Source organism: Bacteroides xylanisolvens (genome assembly GCF_018289135.1).
Taxonomy (GTDB): domain Bacteria; phylum Bacteroidota; class Bacteroidia; order Bacteroidales; family Bacteroidaceae; genus Bacteroides; species Bacteroides xylanisolvens.
The window spans coordinates 6,021,290-6,044,178 of sequence record NZ_CP072216.1 but is presented as its reverse complement, the minus strand read 5'-3'; the positions used below and the strand labels follow the sequence as shown (position 1 = coordinate 6,044,178).

11 protein-coding genes are annotated in these 22,889 nt (G+C 36.6%); 1 reads left to right on the top strand and 10 read right to left on the bottom strand.

All coding sequences use genetic code 11. The features are described from left to right. Nucleotides 1-94: 94 nt before the first annotated feature. The 7 genes from INE92_RS24695 to INE92_RS24665 are packed head-to-tail and all read right to left on the bottom strand — an operon-like array spanning nt 95 to nt 12,915. Nucleotides 95-1,411, bottom strand: a complete 1,317-nt coding sequence (locus tag INE92_RS24695; protein ID WP_229096987.1) for a DUF5005 domain-containing protein — start codon at nt 1,409-1,411, stop codon at nt 95-97. 24 nt (nt 1,412-1,435) lie between these two features. Continuing rightward, nucleotides 1,436-4,522 carry a SusC/RagA family TonB-linked outer membrane protein gene (locus INE92_RS24690; protein ID WP_015532368.1) on the bottom strand — a complete coding sequence of 1,029 codons (3,087 nt, stop codon included), beginning with the start codon at nt 4,520-4,522 and terminating at the stop codon, nt 1,436-1,438. Nucleotides 4,523-4,529: 7 nt separating this feature from the next. Further along, a complete protein-coding gene (locus INE92_RS24685) occupies nt 4,530-6,305 on the bottom strand; it encodes a RagB/SusD family nutrient uptake outer membrane protein (protein WP_178286846.1) in 1,776 nt (591 codons plus the stop codon). Nucleotides 6,306-6,316: 11 nt separating this feature from the next. Next, a complete protein-coding gene (locus tag INE92_RS24680; RefSeq protein ID WP_195436439.1) occupies nt 6,317-9,442 on the bottom strand; it encodes a SusC/RagA family TonB-linked outer membrane protein in 3,126 nt (1,041 codons plus the stop codon). Nucleotides 9,443-9,490: 48 nt separating this feature from the next. Further along, a complete protein-coding gene (locus INE92_RS24675; protein ID WP_178286843.1) occupies nt 9,491-10,561 on the bottom strand; it encodes a DUF4961 domain-containing protein in 1,071 nt (356 codons plus the stop codon). A 16-nt stretch (nt 10,562-10,577) separates the two neighbouring features. Further along, a complete protein-coding gene (locus INE92_RS24670; protein ID WP_178286841.1) occupies nt 10,578-11,030 on the bottom strand; it encodes a DUF5004 domain-containing protein in 453 nt (150 codons plus the stop codon). Between the two features lie 16 nt (nt 11,031-11,046). After that, complete coding sequence (locus tag INE92_RS24665) at nt 11,047-12,915, bottom strand: RagB/SusD family nutrient uptake outer membrane protein (RefSeq protein WP_178286839.1); 1,869 nt, start codon at nt 12,913-12,915, stop codon at nt 11,047-11,049. A 275-nt stretch (nt 12,916-13,190) separates the two neighbouring features. Between INE92_RS24665 and INE92_RS24660 the strand changes: the two genes are divergently transcribed. Then, nucleotides 13,191-14,549 carry a transposase gene (locus INE92_RS24660; RefSeq protein ID WP_008646115.1) on the top strand — a complete coding sequence of 453 codons (1,359 nt, stop codon included), beginning with the start codon at nt 13,191-13,193 and terminating at the stop codon, nt 14,547-14,549. A gap of 269 nt (nt 14,550-14,818) precedes the next feature. Here the strand turns inward: INE92_RS24660 and INE92_RS24655 are convergent, their stop codons facing one another. The 3 genes from INE92_RS24655 to INE92_RS24645 form a co-directional block, all read right to left on the bottom strand. Beyond that, nucleotides 14,819-17,968 carry a glycosyl hydrolase gene (locus tag INE92_RS24655; RefSeq protein ID WP_178287254.1) on the bottom strand — a complete coding sequence of 1,050 codons (3,150 nt, stop codon included), beginning with the start codon at nt 17,966-17,968 and terminating at the stop codon, nt 14,819-14,821. A gap of 797 nt (nt 17,969-18,765) precedes the next feature. Further along, the gene (locus INE92_RS24650) at nt 18,766-21,441 is read right to left on the bottom strand and encodes a family 78 glycoside hydrolase catalytic domain (protein WP_195436643.1); all 2,676 of its coding nucleotides are present in this window, start codon (nt 21,439-21,441) and stop codon (nt 18,766-18,768) included. 9 nt (nt 21,442-21,450) lie between these two features. Further along, nucleotides 21,451-22,857 (bottom strand): SGNH/GDSL hydrolase family protein, encoded by a 1,407-nt coding sequence (locus INE92_RS24645; protein WP_195436642.1) that lies wholly within the window; start codon nt 22,855-22,857, stop codon nt 21,451-21,453. Between the last annotated feature and the right edge of the window lie 32 nt (nt 22,858-22,889).

Genomic DNA, 22,889 nt, shown 5'->3' with positions numbered 1-22,889 from the left:
GCAACCAAATACAAACTTAAAATAATCAAAAAAAGAATCATTTCTTATATTTGTAAAAAATGATTCTTTTTTTGATTATCTAAATAAATAACGATTATTCTTCATAAACTCTTTCCCAATTATATACACGATAGAAATAAGGACGATAATAATCAGCACTACCTACAGCGTTGAAGTTGTCCCAAAAATTTTTGGGATCTGTATTTGTAGAAAAGACTAATTCACCATTACGTGATAAATGTGGATGCAAGTTTATCATGTATAAATTCTGATAAGTTTGATCACCTAATTTATCTAAAAAATCAGAGAATCCAAATAGCCTTTTACAATCGACAAAAGGTCCATATGGTTTATCACTCCGGAAAATATACATTTCACGTCCAAACCATTTAGCTTGTGCCAACATATAATAGGTATCTCCTTTTTTAAATACCCATGGCATACTACAATCTGTCTCTTGAATTCTAGAACGCTTAACTTCCTCCTCAGTAGGATAAGTATTCTGCCAAGAAAAATTTCCTTGTTCATCCCCTACATAATACTCCCACGGACTAGTAAGATCATGTCTAGCCGTACGAGCTACTATCATATCATAATTATTATATGAACCATACAAATAAATATGACCGTCTTCGTCTTCCCACAAAGTAGATCCATATCCATATATATCAACATCATTAAAATGGTGATCAGCACTAATTAGTTTCATATAGTTATCATCTCCTGGGGTTCCTTCCAAACTATAAGTTGCCAAACAAATACCCTCATGTCTCATCAAAGCATCCAGATTTGTATTATCGACCCCATTCCAAAGCACCTGTAATTTATTATTACATACAGTAGCGTCACCTGCCCAATACAACCAATCTTGATCAATTTCTCCTTCTTGGATCTTATCATCACTCAAACTAGCTTTGGGATGACGAATATGAGTACGTGCTTGATAATAACGAGGAGCCTCGGGAGTAGTAGTTTGTACAAAATCAGCCAACCATACAAGATTCTCCTCCTCATCACCAGGAGTCTGAACCATTATAGAATTACGTGGGAAGCTACAATCCTTACGTGCACGAGTTTCACCTTCTACTACTCCATAAAAACTATCGTTAAATGACCAAAATGCATTTCCATCAGGTAATAGAGTTGTCAATACACCGTCGCCTCCGTTCCAGCCCAAAGTCCGAGTAAATAGTTTATCATACTTTTTATCTTTAAAAGCCATCACATAGCCATTAGTCTCCATCAGTTCTAATTCCCATGCCGGATCAATAGTATTTAAAACCTCTTCTTGTGCTTCTTCTAATGGAGTACTCTTATATTCCAAAGGAATTGCTTCAAATTTATCGCAAGCTCCTAATATTCCACACATCAAAAAAAGTGAGAAGATCTTTCCATTTTTATATCTATTCATATTTATGTTCATTTAATCATTAAATTAGAATGTCAATTGTACACCAAGATTCACTACACGCTGATTCATATAAGCATCACCCGCCGTATTAGTTTTTATCTCAGGATCTTGCTGATATTTATCATAACCTGTAAATGTCAATAAATTATAAGCATTCACATAGAAACGAATGTTATCTACATACTTAGGTAATACTTTCTTTGGAAGTTGATATCCTAAATCAATCGTCTTCAAACGGATATACCAAGCATTAATCAACCAGAAATCAGACATATAAGTACTGGCACTATTTATAGTGGAAGGATTGGTCGTTAAACGAGGGAAAGTTATTTCTTCTCCATTTTTATAACGATCTAATGTCCAACGTCCAGTATGGATAGGCTGAAACTGACTTTTAAACGATTCTATACCAGTACCATTGATTGCAAAACTATAGTCAAATGAACCTTGAAATAATACATTAAAACTAAATCCTTTCCAATAACCTCCAAATGACCACCCTAAAGTTGTTGTAGGCAGATTAGGCTTACCAATAGCACCCTTATCAAAATCATCAATAGAACCATCACCATTCAAATCAGCATACTTCAAGTCACCAGCCTGAACTGGAATATCAGTATAAGGTACTGCTGGAGCTTTAATAGTAGGATCTTCCTTTGCAGCATTTATCAGTTCAATATCTTCCGGAGTATAATAACCTATCCATTTATATCCAAATGGTTGATTCAAAGGTCTTCCTGTTTCTGCTAACCAAGGATATTTCTGTTGAGCCTCTGCCTTAAAATCAACTTTATTCTTTGCATAAGAGAATACTAAACTTGTATTAAAATCAAATTCTCCAAAACGATCTTGATAGCCAATTTGTCCATCAAATCCTTGATTAGTAGTTCTTGCTACATTACTCGGAGCATACCCTATACCTATTATTAAGGGAACGTCAGCTCTTGTCACCAATTGGTCATAACGTTTATCCAAGAAGTAGTCAATAGTAAATGAGACCTTATTAAATAAATTCATATCTAAACCAACATCAAATTTCTTAGCCTTCTCCCAAGTTACACTAGGAGTCCCTAAGTCTCCCTCTTTTATCACTGGACTATCGGCTGGATAATCTCCAAAAGGATAATTTCCATTTTCTTGATATACTTGTTCATACAAATAACGATTACCAGCAGCTACATCAGATCCTACCAAGCCATATGAAGCTCTTATTTTCAATAACTGAACATTTTTTTTTAGCCAGTCTACATTTTTAAAGAAATTTTCCTCTGAAATAGCATACCCAATACCAACAGCTGGGAAAAAACCAAAACGATTGTTTTTACCAAAACGGTCAGTTCCGTTATAAGCCATATTGAGATCAATTAAATATTTACCTTTATATTTATATCCCATCGTTAAAGTATAGCCCTCAAAATTATTGGGAACAGCTGCATCCTTTTCATTTGTCGTACTCTGACGATTATACAAAAACATAGCATTCACATCGTGGTCTCCATTAAAAACATGTGCATAATTTAATGAAGCTTGAATATTTACATCCTTCGTAGCTTGATCTGTACCGCTAGTTACAGAGTATGTTCCATAATCATATTTCTTATTAGGATTAATTTCATATTCATTAGTTGACGAATTATAGTAATACGTTGGATAATCCCCACGATGCACTTGACGATAATTTTCATCTACACTTGAATAAGCTACACGAAAATTAGCTGCAAGTCCCTGCGTTAGAAAGTCCATCTTCCAGGTGGCACCATATAAAATATTATTATCATTACGACGAGTACGCTTATACCCCTCATTAGCTAAACGAGCATTCAAGGTAGGTTTATATCCTTCTGTATCTCTCAAATAAGCATACGATCCATTAGGATTTAATACTGGAGCAGAATAAGGATGCATCTTAGAAAAGTCATAAATTTCACCCGTTGCATTCATATTACAAGGCTCATTAATATTCATAAAACGTGAAGATACATCTAAACGCATATTCAAATTATCCGTTACATCAAAATCTACGTTAGTTCGATAATTGAAACGACGATAAAAATAATTTGAATTTACATCATTTCCTTTCGTTCCAAAATCTTTTACCATACCATCCTGAGTAAAATAGCCGGCAGAGACAAAATATCTTAATCTCTTAGAACCTCCAGAAATATCCACATTCACATTTTCTTGAAAGGCATTCTTTTTAAAGATCTCATCATACCAATTTACATCAGGATGGCCATAAGGATCAGTGTGATCTCTAAATGCCATAATATCTTTCTTAGAGAACAATCTAGGCATGCCATCATTCTCATACGCTTCATTCACCAAAATAGCCGTATTATATGAATTCAAGAAGTCAGGAGTACGAACTGGGGTCTGTATTCCTCCTTCCAAACGTACATTGATCTGTGGTTTGCCCTCTTTTCCTCTTCTTGTTTTCACTACTAATACCCCGTTTGCTCCTTTGATACCATAAATTGCAGTTGTCGAAGCATCTTTCAAAATTGAAATACTTTCTATTTCATTTACATTAATTTGTGATAATTGCTCGTATGTATACTGCACATCATCTACAATAATCAAAGGTTTATTACCTTCGGAGTTCAAAGAGCTAACACCACGAATAAAAAAATCCGAAGCATCCTTACCTGGCTGTCCAGAGGACTGCTGGCTAAAAAATCCTGGCAATTTTCCAGTTAAAGCATTTTGTAAACTACTAGTTGGTACATTTCGAATTTCACGTGCTTGTATACCGCTAACCGCCCCTGTCATAGTGATACGTTTTGCCTTTCCGTATGCTACCACCACTACTTCATCCAAATCTGTTTGATCAGGTGCCAACTCTACATTCCAAGATGTCTGATTTCCTACTTTTAGTTCATACTTTTTAAAACCTATATAGGTAAATACTAATATATCTCCCTTATTCGCTTTCAACTGATAATTACCGTCAAAATCTGTAATTGTACCAATCGTAGCATTTTTTATCCTTACATTTACTCCTGGAAGCAATTCACCATCAGTAGAAGAGACCTTTCCTTTTATCGTTAACGATTGCGCCAAGGCAAACGTAAACAGATTTATACTCAATAATATTAATAATATTCTTTTCATAACGTAATTACCAATTCGGGTTTTGAATCATATTTCCATTTTTTATCACTTCTGAATACGGAATTGGATAGAAGTAACGCTTCGTATCAAATTTGGCCGAAAGCACATCCACTTCATGATAATTGGTTTTAGTACCAACAACCTGAATACTTAAACCTCTTAAAGGTTTTTCGAAAATAGTTTCCGCAATTCTCCAACGTCGAATATCCCAATAACGTTGTTCTTCAAAAGCCATTTCAATTCTTCGTTCATTACGAATAATGTCACGCATCTCAATAGGGTCATAAGTCTCTGGAGTAGGTAAACCATAATTATTATCATCTCCAGGTTCTATACCAGCTCTTTTACGCAATTGGACAAGGCTACTGATTACTTCTTTATAATCAATCATACCACCTGCTATAGCCACTTCATTCAATGCCTCTGCATAATTTAGCAACACTTCACCATAACGATATATTACCCACAAATGGGTATCGTCCTCATAATTGCCCAAAGCCTGATAATTTTTCATAAATTTCGCCATATAATAACATGTCCGACTATATTGGGCTCCTGAAGGGTTATGTGTGCCACCTACTTTTGTATCAAGAGTTGTATTCAACCATCTAGATCCGTTATGCAATACCGTCAAATCTAATCGTGGATCACGGTCCTTAAAAGGATCATCTACTGAATTATAAATATATTTAGTGCTTTCACCCGGTTTTTTACCATCTTTCATTAAAAAAGACTCCACCAAATTCTGTGTAGGATTAGTATTACCATTACCTAAAGAATTTCCAGAAAAGCCCAAAGGACCATTAACGGTTTCTATATTTTTATTCTTACCTACTGGACGAAAAAATATTAGTTCAGGATTATTTCCACCATAGAAATTTATAAAAATATTACGATAGTCTTGCGCTAAATTTAATGTACCTTTTCCTTTCGGTCCATACTGATCTATCAAATCTTTAGCAGCTTGTGCAGCCAAATTCCAACGTTGACTATCATAAGAAGCATATCCTATCAATTCATTACCTGCTTCTAGAGGTTTTTCATTGAATAAAGGACTAGCAGCATACAACAACACTCTAGCTTTCATAGCCAAACAAGTTTCTTTGGTTGGAGCATGTGCAAACTCGGTGGCATCTGACATCGGTAACGAACGAAGATCGTCCTTTATCTCATCCAATTCACCTATGATATAATCAATACATTGAGCAAATGTATTTCGTGGAAGTTGTACATCATCTCCCAATACATATACATTATCACCCACTAAAGGAACACCTCCATAACGCTTCACTAATTCGAAATAAAAATATGCTCTTAAAAAACGAGCCTCTGCCTTCATTGTATAATTTAATGGCTTTGTCTCTCCCAAAGCATTAACATACGTCAAATTAAAAGGCACCACATCTATATTATTAATCAAAATATTCGCTTTGCGAATTCCTTGATAATATGCCCCCCATTCCATGTCTCTCAAACGAGAAACTGCAGAATAACGACCCATAAATAACTTATAGATTTCTGGAGAATTATTATCAATAGAGATAGCATCATCTGAAGCCGCATCCAAAAAATCTCCATCTATACGGTTGTATCCACTATATAAATGTTCCAAATAGATATTATTCAAAAAGTATCGAGATTGTATCCCTGCTGAATCAACTCGTGAGAACACATAATCAAGTGTAAAATGTTCTACTGGCTCTTTTTCATACCCATCATTACAAGCCGATGCCATGAACAATAAGCCCATTCCTAAAAATGTTAAATATTTATTTCGTATCATATAATAACTCATTAAAATCTGATATTAATACCTGTACTAATACAACGTTGCAATGGATAACTAGTAAAACCGACTTCTGGATCAACCAGATCACACGCAGATTTTGTAAATAGATTTTGACCATTAACAAATATCTTCAAACGCAGTCCTCCCAAGTAGTTATTACAGAAAGAATCAGGTAAGTTATATCCTAAACTTATATCTTTCAAACGGATAAAGTTTCCTGATCGCAGCCAAAACGAAGAATTCCAGCCATTACCCCGATTATATTCATTTCCACCAGCTGTTAATCGTGGAAATGTCGCACTTTCTGCAGTTTCTGGTGTCCAACGTCCTAACATATTTTCATATGCTTGTCCGTAATAACGACCATTTGCTTGAAATCCTTCAAGCAATGTCCAATCCTGCAAATAAAGATCACGATTATAAGCACCTTGCCAAAACATAGAAAAATCTAATCCTCTCCATTTAAATCCCAAATCAATACCGAAATAAGAATAAGGTTTATCACCACCAATAACAGTACGATCAAATTCATTAATTACTTTATCGTTATTCAGATCTTTATATTTAATATCACCAGGTTGAATATTTTCGAATCCTTCAATTACCGGACTTTTCTCAATTTCCTCTCTTGTTGTAAAAAATCCATCAGCTACTAATCCGTAAATAGCTCCTGCAGGACGTCCAGTTTGGCGTAAATATTCTTCTGGAACTTCTTGCTCATCCATATAAAGTAATTTACTTTGTTCACAACTCCAGTTAGCAGAAACATAATAACTAAAATCATTTACACGATCTTGATAAGTAATAGACAAATCTCCACCAAAACGACGAACCTTTCCAATATTTTCCATAGGATAATACTGTCCTATCAATTCAATACTTTTACCTCTGTTTTGCAACAAGTCAAAGTATTTATCATTATAATAATCCGCTGTAAATTTTAAGCGATTATTGAACATAGCCAAATCAACTCCTACATTCAATTTATACGCTTTTTCCCACGTCAAGAAAGGATTTGCTAATGGAGTATTTTCCATTGTTACATTTCCCATAGCCGACATCTCCGTCCCTAATGGATAACCAGCTGTCCCAATATGTGAAAATGTTTGCCGGTACATATAATAACCAGAATTGTCTATGCCATTTCCTGTTTTACCAAATACTCCACGTAGTTTTAATTGATTTAACCAATCAGCATTCTCCATAAAGTCTTCTTTGCTGATATCCCATCCTAAACCAAATGCATAGAAAGTTCCCCATCGTTTACCAGGAGCATACCGATTGTAATAGCTTTCACTTAGAGCTGCTTGCACAAAATATTTCTCTGCATAATCATAAGCTACATCTGCTATAATATTAGAGGGCAATTGAGGTAAATCATAATTTGCCAATGTATGGCGAGTATCACCCATTAAAGTTGCCTTTACCCCATGTACTCCAAAACGACGATTATAATCTACAGCAAACTGTCCGTACATTTGCTGATAACTAGTCACCGAGTAGAATCTATTAATTTGTGAATTACTTGATCCATACTGAGTATATATTTCTTTCCCCTCTTTATCGAAGCCATAAGAATGTACCGGAGCACGTTTACTACGTTCTGTATATGAACGATTTTGAATAGAAACATTTCCAACTAAACGTGCAGATAATCCTTTTACTAATTTATTAAAATCATATTTCAAATTAATACCTCCCACCATATCACGAGCAGTATCCATAATGTAACCGGAATTAATGGCTTGTGACATCAAGTTATTGTCAAATGTCACATTACCTCCCCATGTCCCATTCGGGTTTTTAATCGGATATGCATTATTAGGAGTAGTATAAATTGCATTCAGCAAATTACTATATTTTGCACCAGGTTGATTTCCATCTTCCACACGCCCTAATAAAGTAACTTTAGCAGTAAAATCATCCGTTATATTAATATTTACTTTGGAAGAAATCATATAGCGAGAATAAGATAAATTAGTATCATGCGCATCACTTTCTGTTGGATTCGAAAACAATCCATTTTCTCCCATATAACCTACACTGACAAAATACTGTGCGAACTTATTACCTCCAGTCACATTTAAATTATAGGATTGAGTAGTAGAAGTCTTATTTAATATTTCATCAAACCAATTTACATTAGGATGTGTATATGGATTTGACTGTGTACGAAATTTATTAAAATCATCATATGTATAAAATGGTTCCTTCCCATCATTCTGTAATGCCTCATTCAACAAATAAGCATATTGATGTGCAGATAAAGGATTAGGTGTTTTAAGAGCACTCTGTACCCCAAAACGCCCAGTAAATGACAATTGAAAACCTTGTTTTATAGGCTCTTTAGTAGTAATCACTAATGCGCCTCTCGAACTACGCATTCCTAAAAACATAGATGACAAAGCATCTTTCTGAATAGAAACTGACTCTATTGCCTCTGGATCTATTGAATAAAGTTCTCGTTGTATTCCATCAATTACCACCACGGGGGCTATACCACGCGAACCAACATTAAACTCTGTGTTATCACTATAGACCCCTTCTCCAAACACAGGAACATTTCCTACAATATCACTCGTTGAGTTAGCAGAAGTTTGATGAACACGTGCCCCCCTATATTGAGTAATATTCAAACCTGACAAACGTCCTTCTAAGGCAGGAAGAATGGTAGTTCCCATCATCGATGACAATTTATCCGTATAAATAGTAGAGGCTGAGCCTAAAAAATGATTTTTATCTTTTCCTTCGTAAGGGCCACTAATTACCTCTTTATCTTTAATAAAGTGTTCATCCAACGTCACCTTAAATACACGCTCAGTATTTTTCAATTTATTCACCTTTATTTCCTTATGAATAAATCCCGGATGTGACAAACACAATATATCCCCTTTCTTCAATTGGAATTTGAAAATGCCATCAACACCTGTCACTGCTTTAAAATTACTATTTTTCATAGTTACCGTTACATCCGAAACTGGATTACCATATTGATCGACAACCTTACCAGTAATATCAGCATTACTCATACCCTGTGCCGACATATTCGGACTCAGCATTCCAAGAAGCATGCACATTGCAAGCAACATGAAATAAAACCGGTCATTTTTTTTAATTACTATATTATACATACAATTTACTATCATTTAATATTAATAAAAAGCATAAGTACCGACGTACTATTCGCAAATAAGCTCACTGTAAAATGGCTCTTCTTCCCCTTCTACCTCATCATCTCCCCCAGCTGCTATTTTATCATCAGTACTAGTAATATTTATTGTACCATCTTTATTTGTAAATATATAATCAATCCGTATAATTGTCTCACCCGCAGGTATAGCAAAAAAACCTGCTGGCCAAATCGTTAAATTATAAATATTAGTATAGGGACGATCGTCTTTAATCATCAATGTTTTTTCGCTCTTTTCATTTACAGAATAAACTTTTCCATTATCTGTATATGCCGTAGCTTCCATATAAACAGCATCCTCTTTCACAAGATCATTAGAATAAATGTCGCCTAAAAAAGAAAAAGTCACATAATCATCTTGTAATGCCGCTAATGGTTCTACTTTATTAAAATGGAAAGAGCAAAAGTCAATTACTCCACCATCTCCTTCTACTACTTCAAAACACTGATCACTATCACTATACTTTTTATATTTTTCATCACCAGGGAAATCGTCTTCTGCAAAATTGATAAAGAAAGCTGGTTTAAAACGTAAATTCTTAGGCCCTGCTTTACATTTTAAAGTTATAGTGAAATTTGCATAATCATGATTTTTTATAGAATATAATTTATCTGTACGAAAAGCTACCCATTCCATATCATTCAACACATTTGTACCAACCCCATATTCTGCCATCAATAACTCTGCCCAAGGCACGGTTGCATTCTTTGGTACCAATTTAGTGTCTACTGGAGACATTGGTAATGAAGTAACTCCATCTTCTACACCATCAGCAATATAAGTTACCGTCGTATTTTCACGTGCATTCCAACTTTTAGGAACCAATATGGCAACAAGAAATCTTCTTGTTGCATCCTCAGCAGCCTCAATGTGACCTTTTACTGTAAAGGTGGCAACTTCTCCTGCTTTCACCCAATAAACAGGTTCTTCTTCCGGATTTGTATTTTGATTAATATTAATAGAATCAAGATAAACACATCCGACCATTATAATGGTTATCAATAATAGAAGAACTCCCAAACCATAGTTTCTATCTTTCTGTTTACTATTTGTTTTCATAAGGTTATATTAAAGGTTATTCCATTACTTGTTTAAAAGTATAAACATATGTATTAGTATGACATCCTGGACTTAATTTTATAGTCAATTGACGTTCCCCATCCACTGTTAAAAATCCAATTTCTGTTTCTACAGTTTCATCTGCTCCATCTTCTCTAAAAATGAGATGAAACGGAAACTGCGGATCATCTACACTCCATGTTCCATTACCTTTCACAATAAATGGTAAATAATTTTTTATTTCATACGTATTGTCTTTATTTAATACAATATGGAAACGACTAAAATCCATATATTTCGTAATATCTATCCCATTTCGGGAAACGGTAAACAATCTCCAATTACCATCTACGTGTTTAATTGTCTCCGAATAACTATCGGGTGTCATTTCATCTTCAAACGTGTCGCAAGAACTGATCATAGTTAATGTCAGAAATGCCCCAATTACCAATTGCATATTCAGTCTCATATTTCTATTTTTTTTATTATTCGTAATAAGGATTCTGAAGTAAATCTTCACTCTTCACAGTTTCTTTATAAGGAATAGGGAAAAAATACATAGCTTCTCTGAAAGTATGTTTACGCACTGGCACTTTTTCACCTTTTTCAACACCATTAGTACTTCTTGTGATTTTATATCCATACATCTGTTGATTTTGTGTCGTCTCTGCTATCATCCAACGACGTACATCAAAGAAACGATGTCCTTCAAAAGCTAACTCAATACGACGTTCCAAGCGAATAGCCTCCTGCATTTCCTCATAACTCATATTTTTCTTTAGTCCATACATTCCATCATCCCCCGGCTCAATTCCAGCACGTTCCCGAAGCGTTTTCAATACTTCATACGGACTTACAACATGGCCATCTAAAATATCCTCATGATCTGGTCCATAATATTCATTAGCAGCCTCCGCATAATTTAATAAAATTTCAGCATAACGAATCAGATCAAATGCCTGCGAAGTAGCAAGCCAATGATTACCAGCTAATTGACGATGGCCAAATTTACGTATATAATATCCAGTCGGTGTACCTGTTCCAAAAGCATCGGAAGTACTTCCAGCTCCTACATGAGTATAAACAATGTGATTCAAATCACCACCACTAGTTAATTTCGATCCATTCCATACCACTGTATTAGCAAAACGTGGATCTCGTCCTTCATGTGGTTTCAATGGGTTATAAGAATATTTACTACTAGGATCATTTATGGATTTCCCATCTTTCATAGGAAATTGCTCAACTAAATCATGATAAACATAACCGCCATTACCATTCCCCCCACAACTTGGAGCTCCAAACAACGCTTCACGCTCATTACTAGAAGCCACAGGTCTATATTCAAATAACATCTCACAATACGTTCCATCAGGATAAGTCACTCCATTTCCTGCATCAGGGACTTTATAAAAGTCATTGTTGTGGAAAATTGCATAGAATCCCCACCCCGGCTCAGGACTTCCTTTTCTATCTGTATCATCATTACATATATGATTAGAATAAATAGCAAAAGTATTCATCCTAATCACATCAAGAGCTGCATCAACAGCTGTTTTCCAACGTTCCTTATTATATTCCGGATGCCCAATCAATTCTTTTGGAAAACCTGCAGATATTCCGAAGTTACTACCATTAAATAATTTACTAGCTTCATACAAACGAACACGTGAAATTAGTCCATTACATGCTCCAGCAGTAGCACGTCCGGTATTGATTCCTCGGAACTTGTTAGGCAAATCGCGAGCAGCCTGTTTACATTCACTAACAATGTATTCTACACAATCAGCATACGTATCACGACTTGTTTTCATTTCATCATCTATCTCATATATATTATCACCAATTAAAGGAACTCCACCATAATGCCGTAATAACATTGCATAATACCACGCCCGTAAAAAACGAGCTTCTGCTTTATACTGTCGTTTGATAGATTCAGTTAGTGGACTCCCATCCACATATTTCATGAAAACATTCGCACGACGAATATTAACATAGGCAATCTTCCACACATCGTCCTCTTTGGTGTTCACCGGATTAATCGTACCTGTAGCAAACATTACATCATTAGTCACATCAGTAACAACTTTGTATGCAGCTTCATCACATGCAGTTTGTAAACCTCCATGTTGAGTCACCCAGCCCATATACTCTGTTTTGTAACGATTAGGTTTCACATCATAACCTACATCTGTATAAATTTGCGAAAGAAACCTTGCCGTATACGCACTATCAGCGAATACTGTTTCCCGATCAAGATCTGTCGTTTCTACTTGCTCCAAATTGGAAGTACAAGAAGAAAGCGCAAATGTACCTGTAACAAATAAACACAAAAAAACAACTTTTCTCATATTACTAGAAATTATTAATAAATCTTTAATACATATTTATATTATGACGATTATACATATATATACCACTAAAAAAAATTGATTATCGTCTCATAGTAAAAATTCAATTATGGCAACTCTTTGAAATAATGAATCTCTACATAGGGATATTCCTAAAATAATAAAATTTAAGGCAACTAATTCATTGCGAGTTAGTTGCCTTTTTTGTATCTTTAAGCATTCCCCCCAAAAAACGGTTTGACGGCCAAAACGGGGGTAATTAAAAATAAAAACACATGGTAAAGATACAAAAAATCTCAGAAATCGAACCTTGTTTAGGTTTTACCGAGTTCGATATGCTTAAAAAATATCGTCAAAGTTTTGCAACGAGTGAATTAGGTCGCCTCCATTCTCTGTTCCCTTTCTCGGAACTGGCCCGACAAATGCATTTGAAGTCCTCTCCTTTTGGGCGTAAAAGTTATTTTTCTCCCGAAGGTAAAATAGCCTTGATGGTCTTGAAGTCCTATACCAACTTTTCCGATGCACAACTGATTGAGCATTTAAACGGTAATATTCATTACCAGTTATTTTGTGGTGTTCAGATTGATCCGCTTCATCCACTAACCAATCCTAAAATCGTTAGTGCAATTCGTCAGGAACTAGCGGATCGCCTTGACGTTGAGTCCCTCCAGCTCATTCTTGCCGAGCATTGGACACCTTATCTTGAGAACCTTCATGTCTGTATGACCGATGCCACCTGTTATGAAAGTCATCTGCGTTTCCCTACTGATACCAAACTCTTATGGGAAGGTATTGTATGGCTTCATCGTCATCTGTGCAAACATTGCCAGACCTTGCACATACAACGTCCCCGTAACAAGTATCTTGATGTACGCCGTGCCTATCTTGCTTATAGCAAACTGCGTAAACGCAGGAAATCACAGACTCGTATGATTACACGAAGGTTACTTCAGTTATTGGAAAAGTTACTTGACCAGCTGGAGCTGCTTCATTCATCCTACAGGAACAGGCTTACACTATCCTCTGATTACCAAAGACGTTTCTCGGTCATACAGACAGTCCTTGAGCAAGGGAAGAATTTATTTGCAGGCAAAAAAGTGTCCAACCGTATCGTGAGTATCGACCGGCATTACCTTCGCCCCATTATCAGAGGCAAGGAAACCAAATCCGTTGAATTCGGAGCCAAAGTCAACAATATACAGATAGACGGAATCTCCTTTATAGAACATATCTCCTTTAAGGCTTTTAACGAAGGAGTACGTTTGAAAGACTGTATTCATCTGCAACAACAACTGACCGGGGTTAGGGTTAAGGCGCTTGCGGCGGATTCAATCTATGCCAATAATGCCAACCGGAAATTTTGTACAAAATATCATATAAGTACTTCCTTTAAGCGTAAGGGCAGAGCTGCCAAAGATGAGCCGCTTCGGAAAATCTTACGGTCGGAACTCAGCCGTGAAAGAGCTACCCGCCTGGAAGGAAGTTTTGGAACGCAGAAACAACATTACTCACTGGCCAGGATAAAAGCTAGAAACAGGAAAACGGAAGTACTTTGGATTTTCTTTGGGATACATACAGCCAATGCGGTATGTATGATAGAAAAGGTCGAAAAGAAAAAAAGAAAGGCAGCATAATCTAACTAAAATAACAGGAAAAACAGGAGAGGTTTTAACTTCCCCTAAAAAAGACATGTACATAATGCATGGGTGGGAAGGAAAAAATAAGAATATGTAAACAATATTCTACAAAAAAGATAGAAGACTGGGAGAGTTGAACGAAAAAATCAAGAGAAAAGCTCACGTAAAGCAAAGCTTTTCTCTTGATTTTTTAGAAAGAGGAACATTTACTGAATATCCCTACATATATCTGCCATAACAATACTCTTTTCCTATTTAACATTATTTTAGTTTACCAATTCATAATCAACGACCTGAATTTCTACAGGTCCAAGTAGGCCTGAAGATTGTAACGGAGAATTTGCTTTCCACGAATTAATAGTTGTCCATGTCGGACGTTGGTCTTCCAAAAGAGACTGGTCGCCAATTAGACGATTTTGCCAATTATTGACAACTGTTATCTCCAGTTTATTCTCACCCTCCTTTAAAAAGTCTGTCACATTCAAACTATATGGATAAGTCCATACACCTCCTACATAGTGTCCATTCAAAGTTACTTTAGCCATTACCATCACACTGCCCAATTCAAGATACAAATTCTTCTGCGGAAGTTCTTTTAATACAAATTCTGTTTCATATACAGCTTTTCCTGAGAAATACTTAATTTTATTATCATTTACATTTGTCCAATCCTTCAAATGAGACCAAATTACCGCTGCCTCCGGTCCACGTTTACCTGCCTCAAATGTGATCTTCCAAGGGGTATCTATCTTATAAACTGTTGTTTTCTGTGGAAAATTATCTTTCTTTCTTGTTACTTTATTATTCTTGCGAAAAACAATAAAAGCACTTTCATTTCCTTCCAACTCAATCGGTAAAGATGTATAACCTTCTTTACTCTTAAAATCCGGTAAATAGCGAATCTCCCCTGTAACAGGATTCCAATGTTCTGGAGAGAAATCCTGAGATACACGAAATTCTCCGTTGAAAATCACTTTCTCATTATGCTGATTGGACACAAAATAAATTTCCGCATCCGGTAGAGTTCGATGTATAAACAGAACTGGCATATCCTTTTCACACATAAAATCAGGACATATATTCAGTGTATCCAACACATCTTGTAAAACAAGTCCCCGTTGGAACACTCTCCCTTTTCCATAATAATCGTTAGCAAACAATTCTGTACCAGTATGTGAAATCTCCTTATCTGCCTCAGGATAATCAGATAGGCTCGGAGAATATTCAGGAGCATCACCATAAACAGCCAAACCATTGCGTACCAATTCGCTAATCTTTCTCAAAACTTCAGGACGCATTGATTTTTGATTTGGCAATACCAATAAACGATACCTCATTCCATCCGGCAAGGTTAAATAACCATCCTTAACGACAGCTCTCGTTAAAAGAACCTCGGCATTAATAAAGTCAAAAGAATATCCCTTTGGTAATTGAGGGTCTATTGAACCTGTCATTTTGGGAGCATCCTCACCGATAAAATAGGCAACATCCGCCACATAAGTACCTTGCTGCAAAAGGAAATTTGATCTCCGCAGATAGTCTGTAAATAAATCCATCTGACTAAACCAAGTATTTTTCCGATTGAAGTCACTTCCAAACCAAGCACTCATACCAGGATTGCGATCCTCATACGGTTGATGAATATACAGATGAAGCAGTGAAGCATTGATACCTTCTGTAAAGAAACGATCTATCCGCGCTTTCATATTAGCCGGATAATTCGTGAAATTAGGTCCTCCACTGGTACAAGACTCCGCCCAAATACGCTTTTTACCGTAAATATGTCCACAAGAGGAAGCACAACGATTCTCAATTAGTCCCAAATCACCAAAGTTCCAAAATTCACCACTAATCTCATCAGATTGACCGCCATATTGCAAGAATTCTCCCGGAAATCCCCAATGCCCATAATTTTCCAACCAAGTTGTGAGTCCATGTTGATGGCAAATATACCTCAAACCACCTACATAATCATATGAAACAGCATCAGCAATCAAACGACGTAAATCCCAAAGAAAACGCGAAGATATATCCTCATTACCTACCACTTTTCCATATAGAGTTGGTAAATAAGGTAACGGATCGTACCCATAAACCTTCTTAAAACGTTCCAGCATATCATCTGTCCAATTTTGGCTACCCGTTTCATAGCTGTCTTGCACTACTATTTTCAGGCTCTTCCGATCAGCTTCGGGGATACGACGGAGGATTTCACCCATATAAGCATCAAAATGTGCACTAACATGCTTTCTACTCATCTTGTCTACTTCAAGCCCAGTAGCTTCAGGTGTGGCAGGTGTATTTGTCACACCTGTCGTTTTCATTTCCAAACAAGAAATAATCCAATCTCCTTCAGGCACATTCCAAGTCAACATTCCGTCTGACGACAGAAAGGCTGTTAAATCTGTCACCTTATCTTCCAGTATCACAAACCCCTCCGAATCATTATACCAATCTTGGTTAGGCCACATATATGAATTCCATTTTGGATCAGGACGCTGATACATTTTTGCCAAAGATTGTTCAGGATACCGTTCTACCACTTTTGCGGAAGAAAGAGAAACAATGGCCTCAATGTCTCCATAAGAATTAATCGGTTTATCCAACAACAAACGAAAATCTGCAGATTGCGTTGCAGGAAGAGAAATAACAACCGGAGCATTTGTAAAAAAGCCAACAGAACGCATTCCATTGGTGCGATCTATCTCAAATTTCCTGATCGTTTTATAAGTATCATCTACTTTAGCTTGCAATTCCGCTTTGGTCCATACATAATTGTTTGTTGTAAAAGTAAAACTACGAATAGGTTGTGGTTCATCAAGATGCATTTCAAAAACTACGGGTTCATATCCTTTCTGTTGCAGTTTCCATTCTTTTTTAAACACATCACTTTGTGTAGGATAAGCTATAACACGGACCAATTGCATCGAATCCGAATATTCAGGTATCGTATATGAAAGTGTTTGCGAACCTTTCACCATCGTATCGGTAGCTGCCAGATAACGCATACTCTGTTCCGGCTTCACCCACGGTCCTCCCGACTGACTCCACCCAGGACTATTAAACATTCCTATTTCCATATCCAGTTCTGTAGCAGTTTTCAGTGCTACATGTACAACCTCCCACCATTCAGGCGTAAATATTTTCACATCTCCATAAGCATTTCCTCCTATATCAATATTTCCTATGTAAACACGAGTAATCCCTGCCTTTTTCATAGCATACAGATCTTTAACCACTCCCTCTTTTGAGATATTATCTGAAATCCAATACCAATAACATCCCACTCGGATACTATCGGGAATTTCCCGAAAGCCTTTTTCAATAGTTACTATGGAAGGTACATTTTTTACATTCGAGCACGCTGATAAAAAGCAAATCAAAACACACGTAATCATTACTAAAACATTTTTCATGATATCATATTTTTCATTAAACTAGAGAAATATTATGGAAATACAAACACCAATCCTAACTTTTTACCTATATCTATTGAACTTTATACTATGAACGCTTGAAATTTTGGAAACCACTAAAATAGATATTTAAAAAGAATCGTATAAAAATCATAATTAAGCCGATAACAATGCAGGGTGGGGGTTGAGTATATCAATAAAGAAATTCAACTTAGGGGGGCTGGAACGTATTTGGTTCTTAATCAAATTCCGTGCTACTTATTTATGTTCAATAACCTTATTCATGGCTATTCCGGGGTACTTTAAGATGCATATAGCTTGGATAATTTATTTGCTATTTCTAATATGCCGATATCCCTTTATCCATCAACCTTTCAATGAGCTTTACTAGCACGGAATTTGAAGAAGAACCGAATCGTCTTCAGAGGCTGGGATTTCTTCTTATTCATTTCCCGGATTAGAAGATTATCTTTGGACAAATTTATAGTTAAAGTATAAATCTGTCCATTACAATAATATAAAGCTGATTAATAGAAAGATAGAAACTAAATTTCGTCATCTGATTTAACTTTATCCAGTGATAACAATTACTTTTATATATCCATATCTTTCAGAAAAGAGTGCCACCATCAATATCCAACCACAAATACACTTTCTTTTTACTATATACAAAGAAATGGTTGCTTTTATTTGATTATAATAAACCACAGGTATAGAATAATCAAATAAAAACAACCATCCAACAAATCTAAGCTTAATCCTTATAACGATATGCTTTCTAAATGGGAGTGATGTATCTACTTCAAATTAAATAGAAATTCATAATGCCCTGCTTCTACATCAACAGTCTGCTTTTTAATACTCACTTTCTTCTTATTCATCTTACATGAGACAGCATTATTGGGGATGCAAATTGTAGCTGTTGTTCCGGCAGGAACTGTCAATTGAAGGTTCAGCTGGTTATCATCTTCCAACTTCCAATTAACAGCAATTGTGCCATAAGGTGATTCTTTCGTTACTTTTGCCCAGGTCACACCATTCGGAATTTGAGGATCGACATAGAAGTGACGATATCCAGGTTCAGCCTCGTCAAGACGTATTCCTCCTACAGCCTGATAAAACCAAGTACCAATTCCATTGTAACAATTGTGCACACGACTTCGTTCTCCGCTCCAATATTCCCAAGTCGCTGTCGCACCACGATCAATCATATACAGATAACCGGGATAATCACGTTTCTTCATCATTTGATAGAAGAAATCCACTTGTTTATTCCGAACAGCCCATTCAGTCAAAATAGGTACTCCAACCAAACCAACAGCAATATGTCCTTTATGCTTTTCTTCGGTCATCATAACGACATTCTCTTTCACTTTATTATACAAAGAATCAGGTACAACACCTACCAACATAGGATAGCACATATCCAATTGTGAGCCGGTAGAATAGATTCCTTCATCCGCACGGTAGAACGTCTGATGAATCAACTTGTTAAGTTTTTCTTTACGAATAGCAAACTCTTCCGCCTCTTCTTTGTTTCCTAATGTTAAGGCTGTCTTATACATGGTGCTCAAGCATTCGCTGATAAAACAGTTACTTACCAAATCCACTGAAGCCTGATTACCTGCATCTACTCCCATGGGTGCCAGCCAATCGCCCAAATACCAGTCACGGTATTTGGTATCGGGCCAACGTTTCAGCAAACCATCTACTGTATATTTATCAACATACTTAAACCACTCTTTCATTTGAGAATAATATTTCTCAATCAAGCGGGGATCATTATAGTTGACATACGTTCTCCAGGGAGCCTGTACAAAGAATCCGCACCAATACGGACCGCCGCCACCGGCACCCGGATTAGGACCAACATGCGGCAAACTTCCTCCTTCACGCATGGAGTCTCCCCATGTTTGTATCCAGTTTTCAAATGTTGGAGCTACATCGTACATCGTTTGCAAAGACATCGTCGACGAGTTTCCATCACCACCATACCCTGCACGTTCCAAATGTGGACAATCTACCATATATCCACTAAAAGTCAAACATTTCATAGTATACTGAATCATATTATGGATATCATTCAAGTCAGCATCCGAACATTCAAAAGTAGCAGTCTGTTTGTAATCTCCATAAATTTGCAGAGATTTCATAGCACCTGTTTCCGGTTCTTGAGGAAGATTGGAGATGCGCACGTATCGGAAAGCGTGATGATTGAATTTATTTCTGAAGTACTCTCCTTGCTTACCACCAGATATATAGATATCACTTTCACCTTGCTTGTCAAATTCACCGTCTTTCGTCAAATTATCACTATACTCCATGATAACCTCATGCCCTGCCGGCAATATAGGCATTTGCATCTCAAACCATCCGGTCTGAACCTTTCCCATATCTACCAGCCATGTATCATCATCTATTTTTTTTACAGAAACAGCCTGCAAGGTCTGATGTATCTTGTTTACCTCACACATTTGAGGAGAAGCAAAATGATCAGGAACATTCACTTTCACAACAGGAGTCCATTTCATTTTGTCTAAAGCCTGTGTTGAGAGATCTCGCGGAAGAATCCTTCCATCTAGCCTCTCACCTCCAAACTGCAAAGCACGCCAAGTACCTGTATCCGAATAACCACTTTCACGTCCGTTCCATGATTCGTCTGTCTTCGTTACCACTTCCCATTTACCGTTTCTCAACACATCCAGTTCTGCCTTTACCAACGGACCTTCATAAGCAGCTCCGAAAGTAGTCGTTTTATACCAACCTTGTCCCAGCCAGATAAGCAGATCATTTTCTCCTTCTCTTAGATAAGGAGTTACATCATAAGTAACAATCAGTGAACGTTTAGATAAATGTGATACAGCAGGTGTAAGGACATCTTTCCCTACCTTTTTCCCATTGACATAAATTTCGTGATACCCCAACGTATTTACATGCAGGAAAGAAGTCTCCCCTTGAGTCAGCTTCACTTTTTTTCGAAGAATAGGAGCACAAATCTTACCACCCTCAATAGAAGCCCCTATATAATCTCCTTGCATCTGTGATTTATTCAAGATACCAACTCCAAAACGAGCAACTGGACTCCATGATGAAACTTGTTTTTTAGCATCCCAAACACGTACCCGCCAATAGCACAAAGAACGGGAAGTTAAAGCCTTACCCTGATAAGGAACCATAACAGAAACATTGGATTTCAATTTCCCGGTATTCCATAAATCAGCCCTATCCTGCGTCAACAGAATACTATCCGAAGCTACCTGTATCTCATAATAAGTCTGCCCGCCTTTCCAGCCGTTTCCCTTCAACTTCCAACTGAAGTGAGGGGTCACATTATCAATTCCTAGAGGATTAATAAGATTTTCACATTTCAACTCTGACAAATAAAAAGCAGTTGTTTTCTGACTTCCATACACTATCACAGACAGCCAACAGAAACAACAAACTAAACATAATAACCGTTTCATACTATTCATTTTCTATTATTACTCAATTCTTGTCAGCCTCACTTTATGAGTGACAGGTTTATTGATTTTATAAATTGTTTCAACAATAGTCTTCATATAATTGCTCCAAACCTCCCGTATTTCGGGATTCATCGCTTTTATATACCAGTCGTAGCTCATCCTAAGGAAACCATCTTTAGGTAAATATTCCTTCAGTTTATCGATAGCCTTTTGATCATCTGCAAACAGTAATCCTTCCTTTTTCAAGAATGAATATTCGGTCCACAAGTATTCTCTGAAGCGTTTCTCCACTTCAAACCGTTCTTCATTCAGATACATGATTTTCGCAGCTTGTTGATATTGGGGAGTATTCGGGTAATCTGCCAAATTCACTCCATTCGCCAACTTTTCGGATGAGAGATTGTCAATAAACTGATTGTCTATAGTTAACCGATACATTCCTTTCTCTAAGTTTGTTACCTGAAAACGTTCCTGATTAAACTCTTCCATAAATGGAACCAACTGCATTGCATCGCGTTGTGACCTTTTATTTCCCCAGCCACTTCTAGAAATAGAATCCAGCGGATAAGGAAGAGCATACGCCAGATAATCAAAAGTCAGATCAGCTCCGCTCTTTTTTAGTTTTGAAATCTTACAGTTCTTATGGGTTATTACGGATGAATGATATGCATCAATAGATACTGATGACACTTCATCCCCAGCCAATCCCTGTGCTTTCAGAAACAAATAGGCCATGACCATCTGTCCGTCATTATCCGGATGAATTCTATCTATCCTGCAGAATGTAAATGTAGAATCTGCCTCCTGCTCCTTTCTGCTTATCTCACGCATCGGTTGGTTAAAATCAACAAAACCCCAGCCATTCTTTTTAGTCGATGTACGTTGGGCATCTATGATTTTTAAAATGGCGTTATTCTTATTATGCAATATAAAATTATTAAACCGGGAAGTCTCATCATAAGGAGAACCACCAATCAAAACTTTCTTTATTTTATTTTTAGCCAGTAAGCGTTCTTCTATTTCCCGATAGCTTTCCAATGACTTTGCAATCCGTTGTTCCGACAGTTCTTTTGCATCGTCTTTCATGTAAATATCATAACCGGTATCATTCATACCGAAAGTTAGAGTCACATAAGTTGGTTTCCTGTTGAAAACATCATAGTCCAAACGATCCTTCATATCCCACGCACTCTCTCCACCAATTCCGGCATTCATGATAGTAATCGGTTTATCCGGGAAACGAGTCATGTAATACAACCAGATAAATGAATGATAATGTCCGCCGTGAGTAATGCTGTTTCCTACAAATACGACACGTTCCCCTTCTTCAAACCGGGGTATTGTTGTTTGTGCCTGTAAGTAATCGCAATTTATATAAACTAAAGATAACAACAAAAGTATCCTCATTTTTAGTCTATTAGCCATTTTCTTTATTCTTTTAATCAAACCATAAAGAT

Excerpts from the sequence above, each read along its gene's own strand:
- INE92_RS24650 (WP_195436643.1), bottom strand. The coding sequence starts at position 21,441 with ATGAATAGTATGAAACGGTTATTATGTTTAGTTTGTTGTTTCTGTTGG.
- INE92_RS24680 (WP_195436439.1), bottom strand. The coding sequence starts at position 9,442 with ATGTATAATATAGTAATTAAAAAAAATGACCGGTTTTATTTCATGTTG.
- INE92_RS24655 (WP_178287254.1), bottom strand. The coding sequence starts at position 17,968 with ATGAAAAATGTTTTAGTAATGATTACGTGTGTTTTGATTTGCTTTTTA.
- INE92_RS24665 (WP_178286839.1), bottom strand. The coding sequence starts at position 12,915 with ATGAGAAAAGTTGTTTTTTTGTGTTTATTTGTTACAGGTACATTTGCG.
- INE92_RS24675 (WP_178286843.1), bottom strand. The coding sequence starts at position 10,561 with ATGAAAACAAATAGTAAACAGAAAGATAGAAACTATGGTTTGGGAGTT.
- INE92_RS24645 (WP_195436642.1), bottom strand. The coding sequence starts at position 22,857 with ATGGCTAATAGACTAAAAATGAGGATACTTTTGTTGTTATCTTTAGTT.
- INE92_RS24660 (WP_008646115.1), top strand. The coding sequence starts at position 13,191 with ATGGTAAAGATACAAAAAATCTCAGAAATCGAACCTTGTTTAGGTTTT.
- INE92_RS24685 (WP_178286846.1), bottom strand. The coding sequence starts at position 6,305 with ATGATACGAAATAAATATTTAACATTTTTAGGAATGGGCTTATTGTTC.
- INE92_RS24695 (WP_229096987.1), bottom strand. The coding sequence starts at position 1,411 with ATGAATAGATATAAAAATGGAAAGATCTTCTCACTTTTTTTGATGTGT.
- INE92_RS24670 (WP_178286841.1), bottom strand. The coding sequence starts at position 11,030 with ATGAGACTGAATATGCAATTGGTAATTGGGGCATTTCTGACATTAACT.
- INE92_RS24690 (WP_015532368.1), bottom strand. The coding sequence starts at position 4,522 with ATGAAAAGAATATTATTAATATTATTGAGTATAAATCTGTTTACGTTT.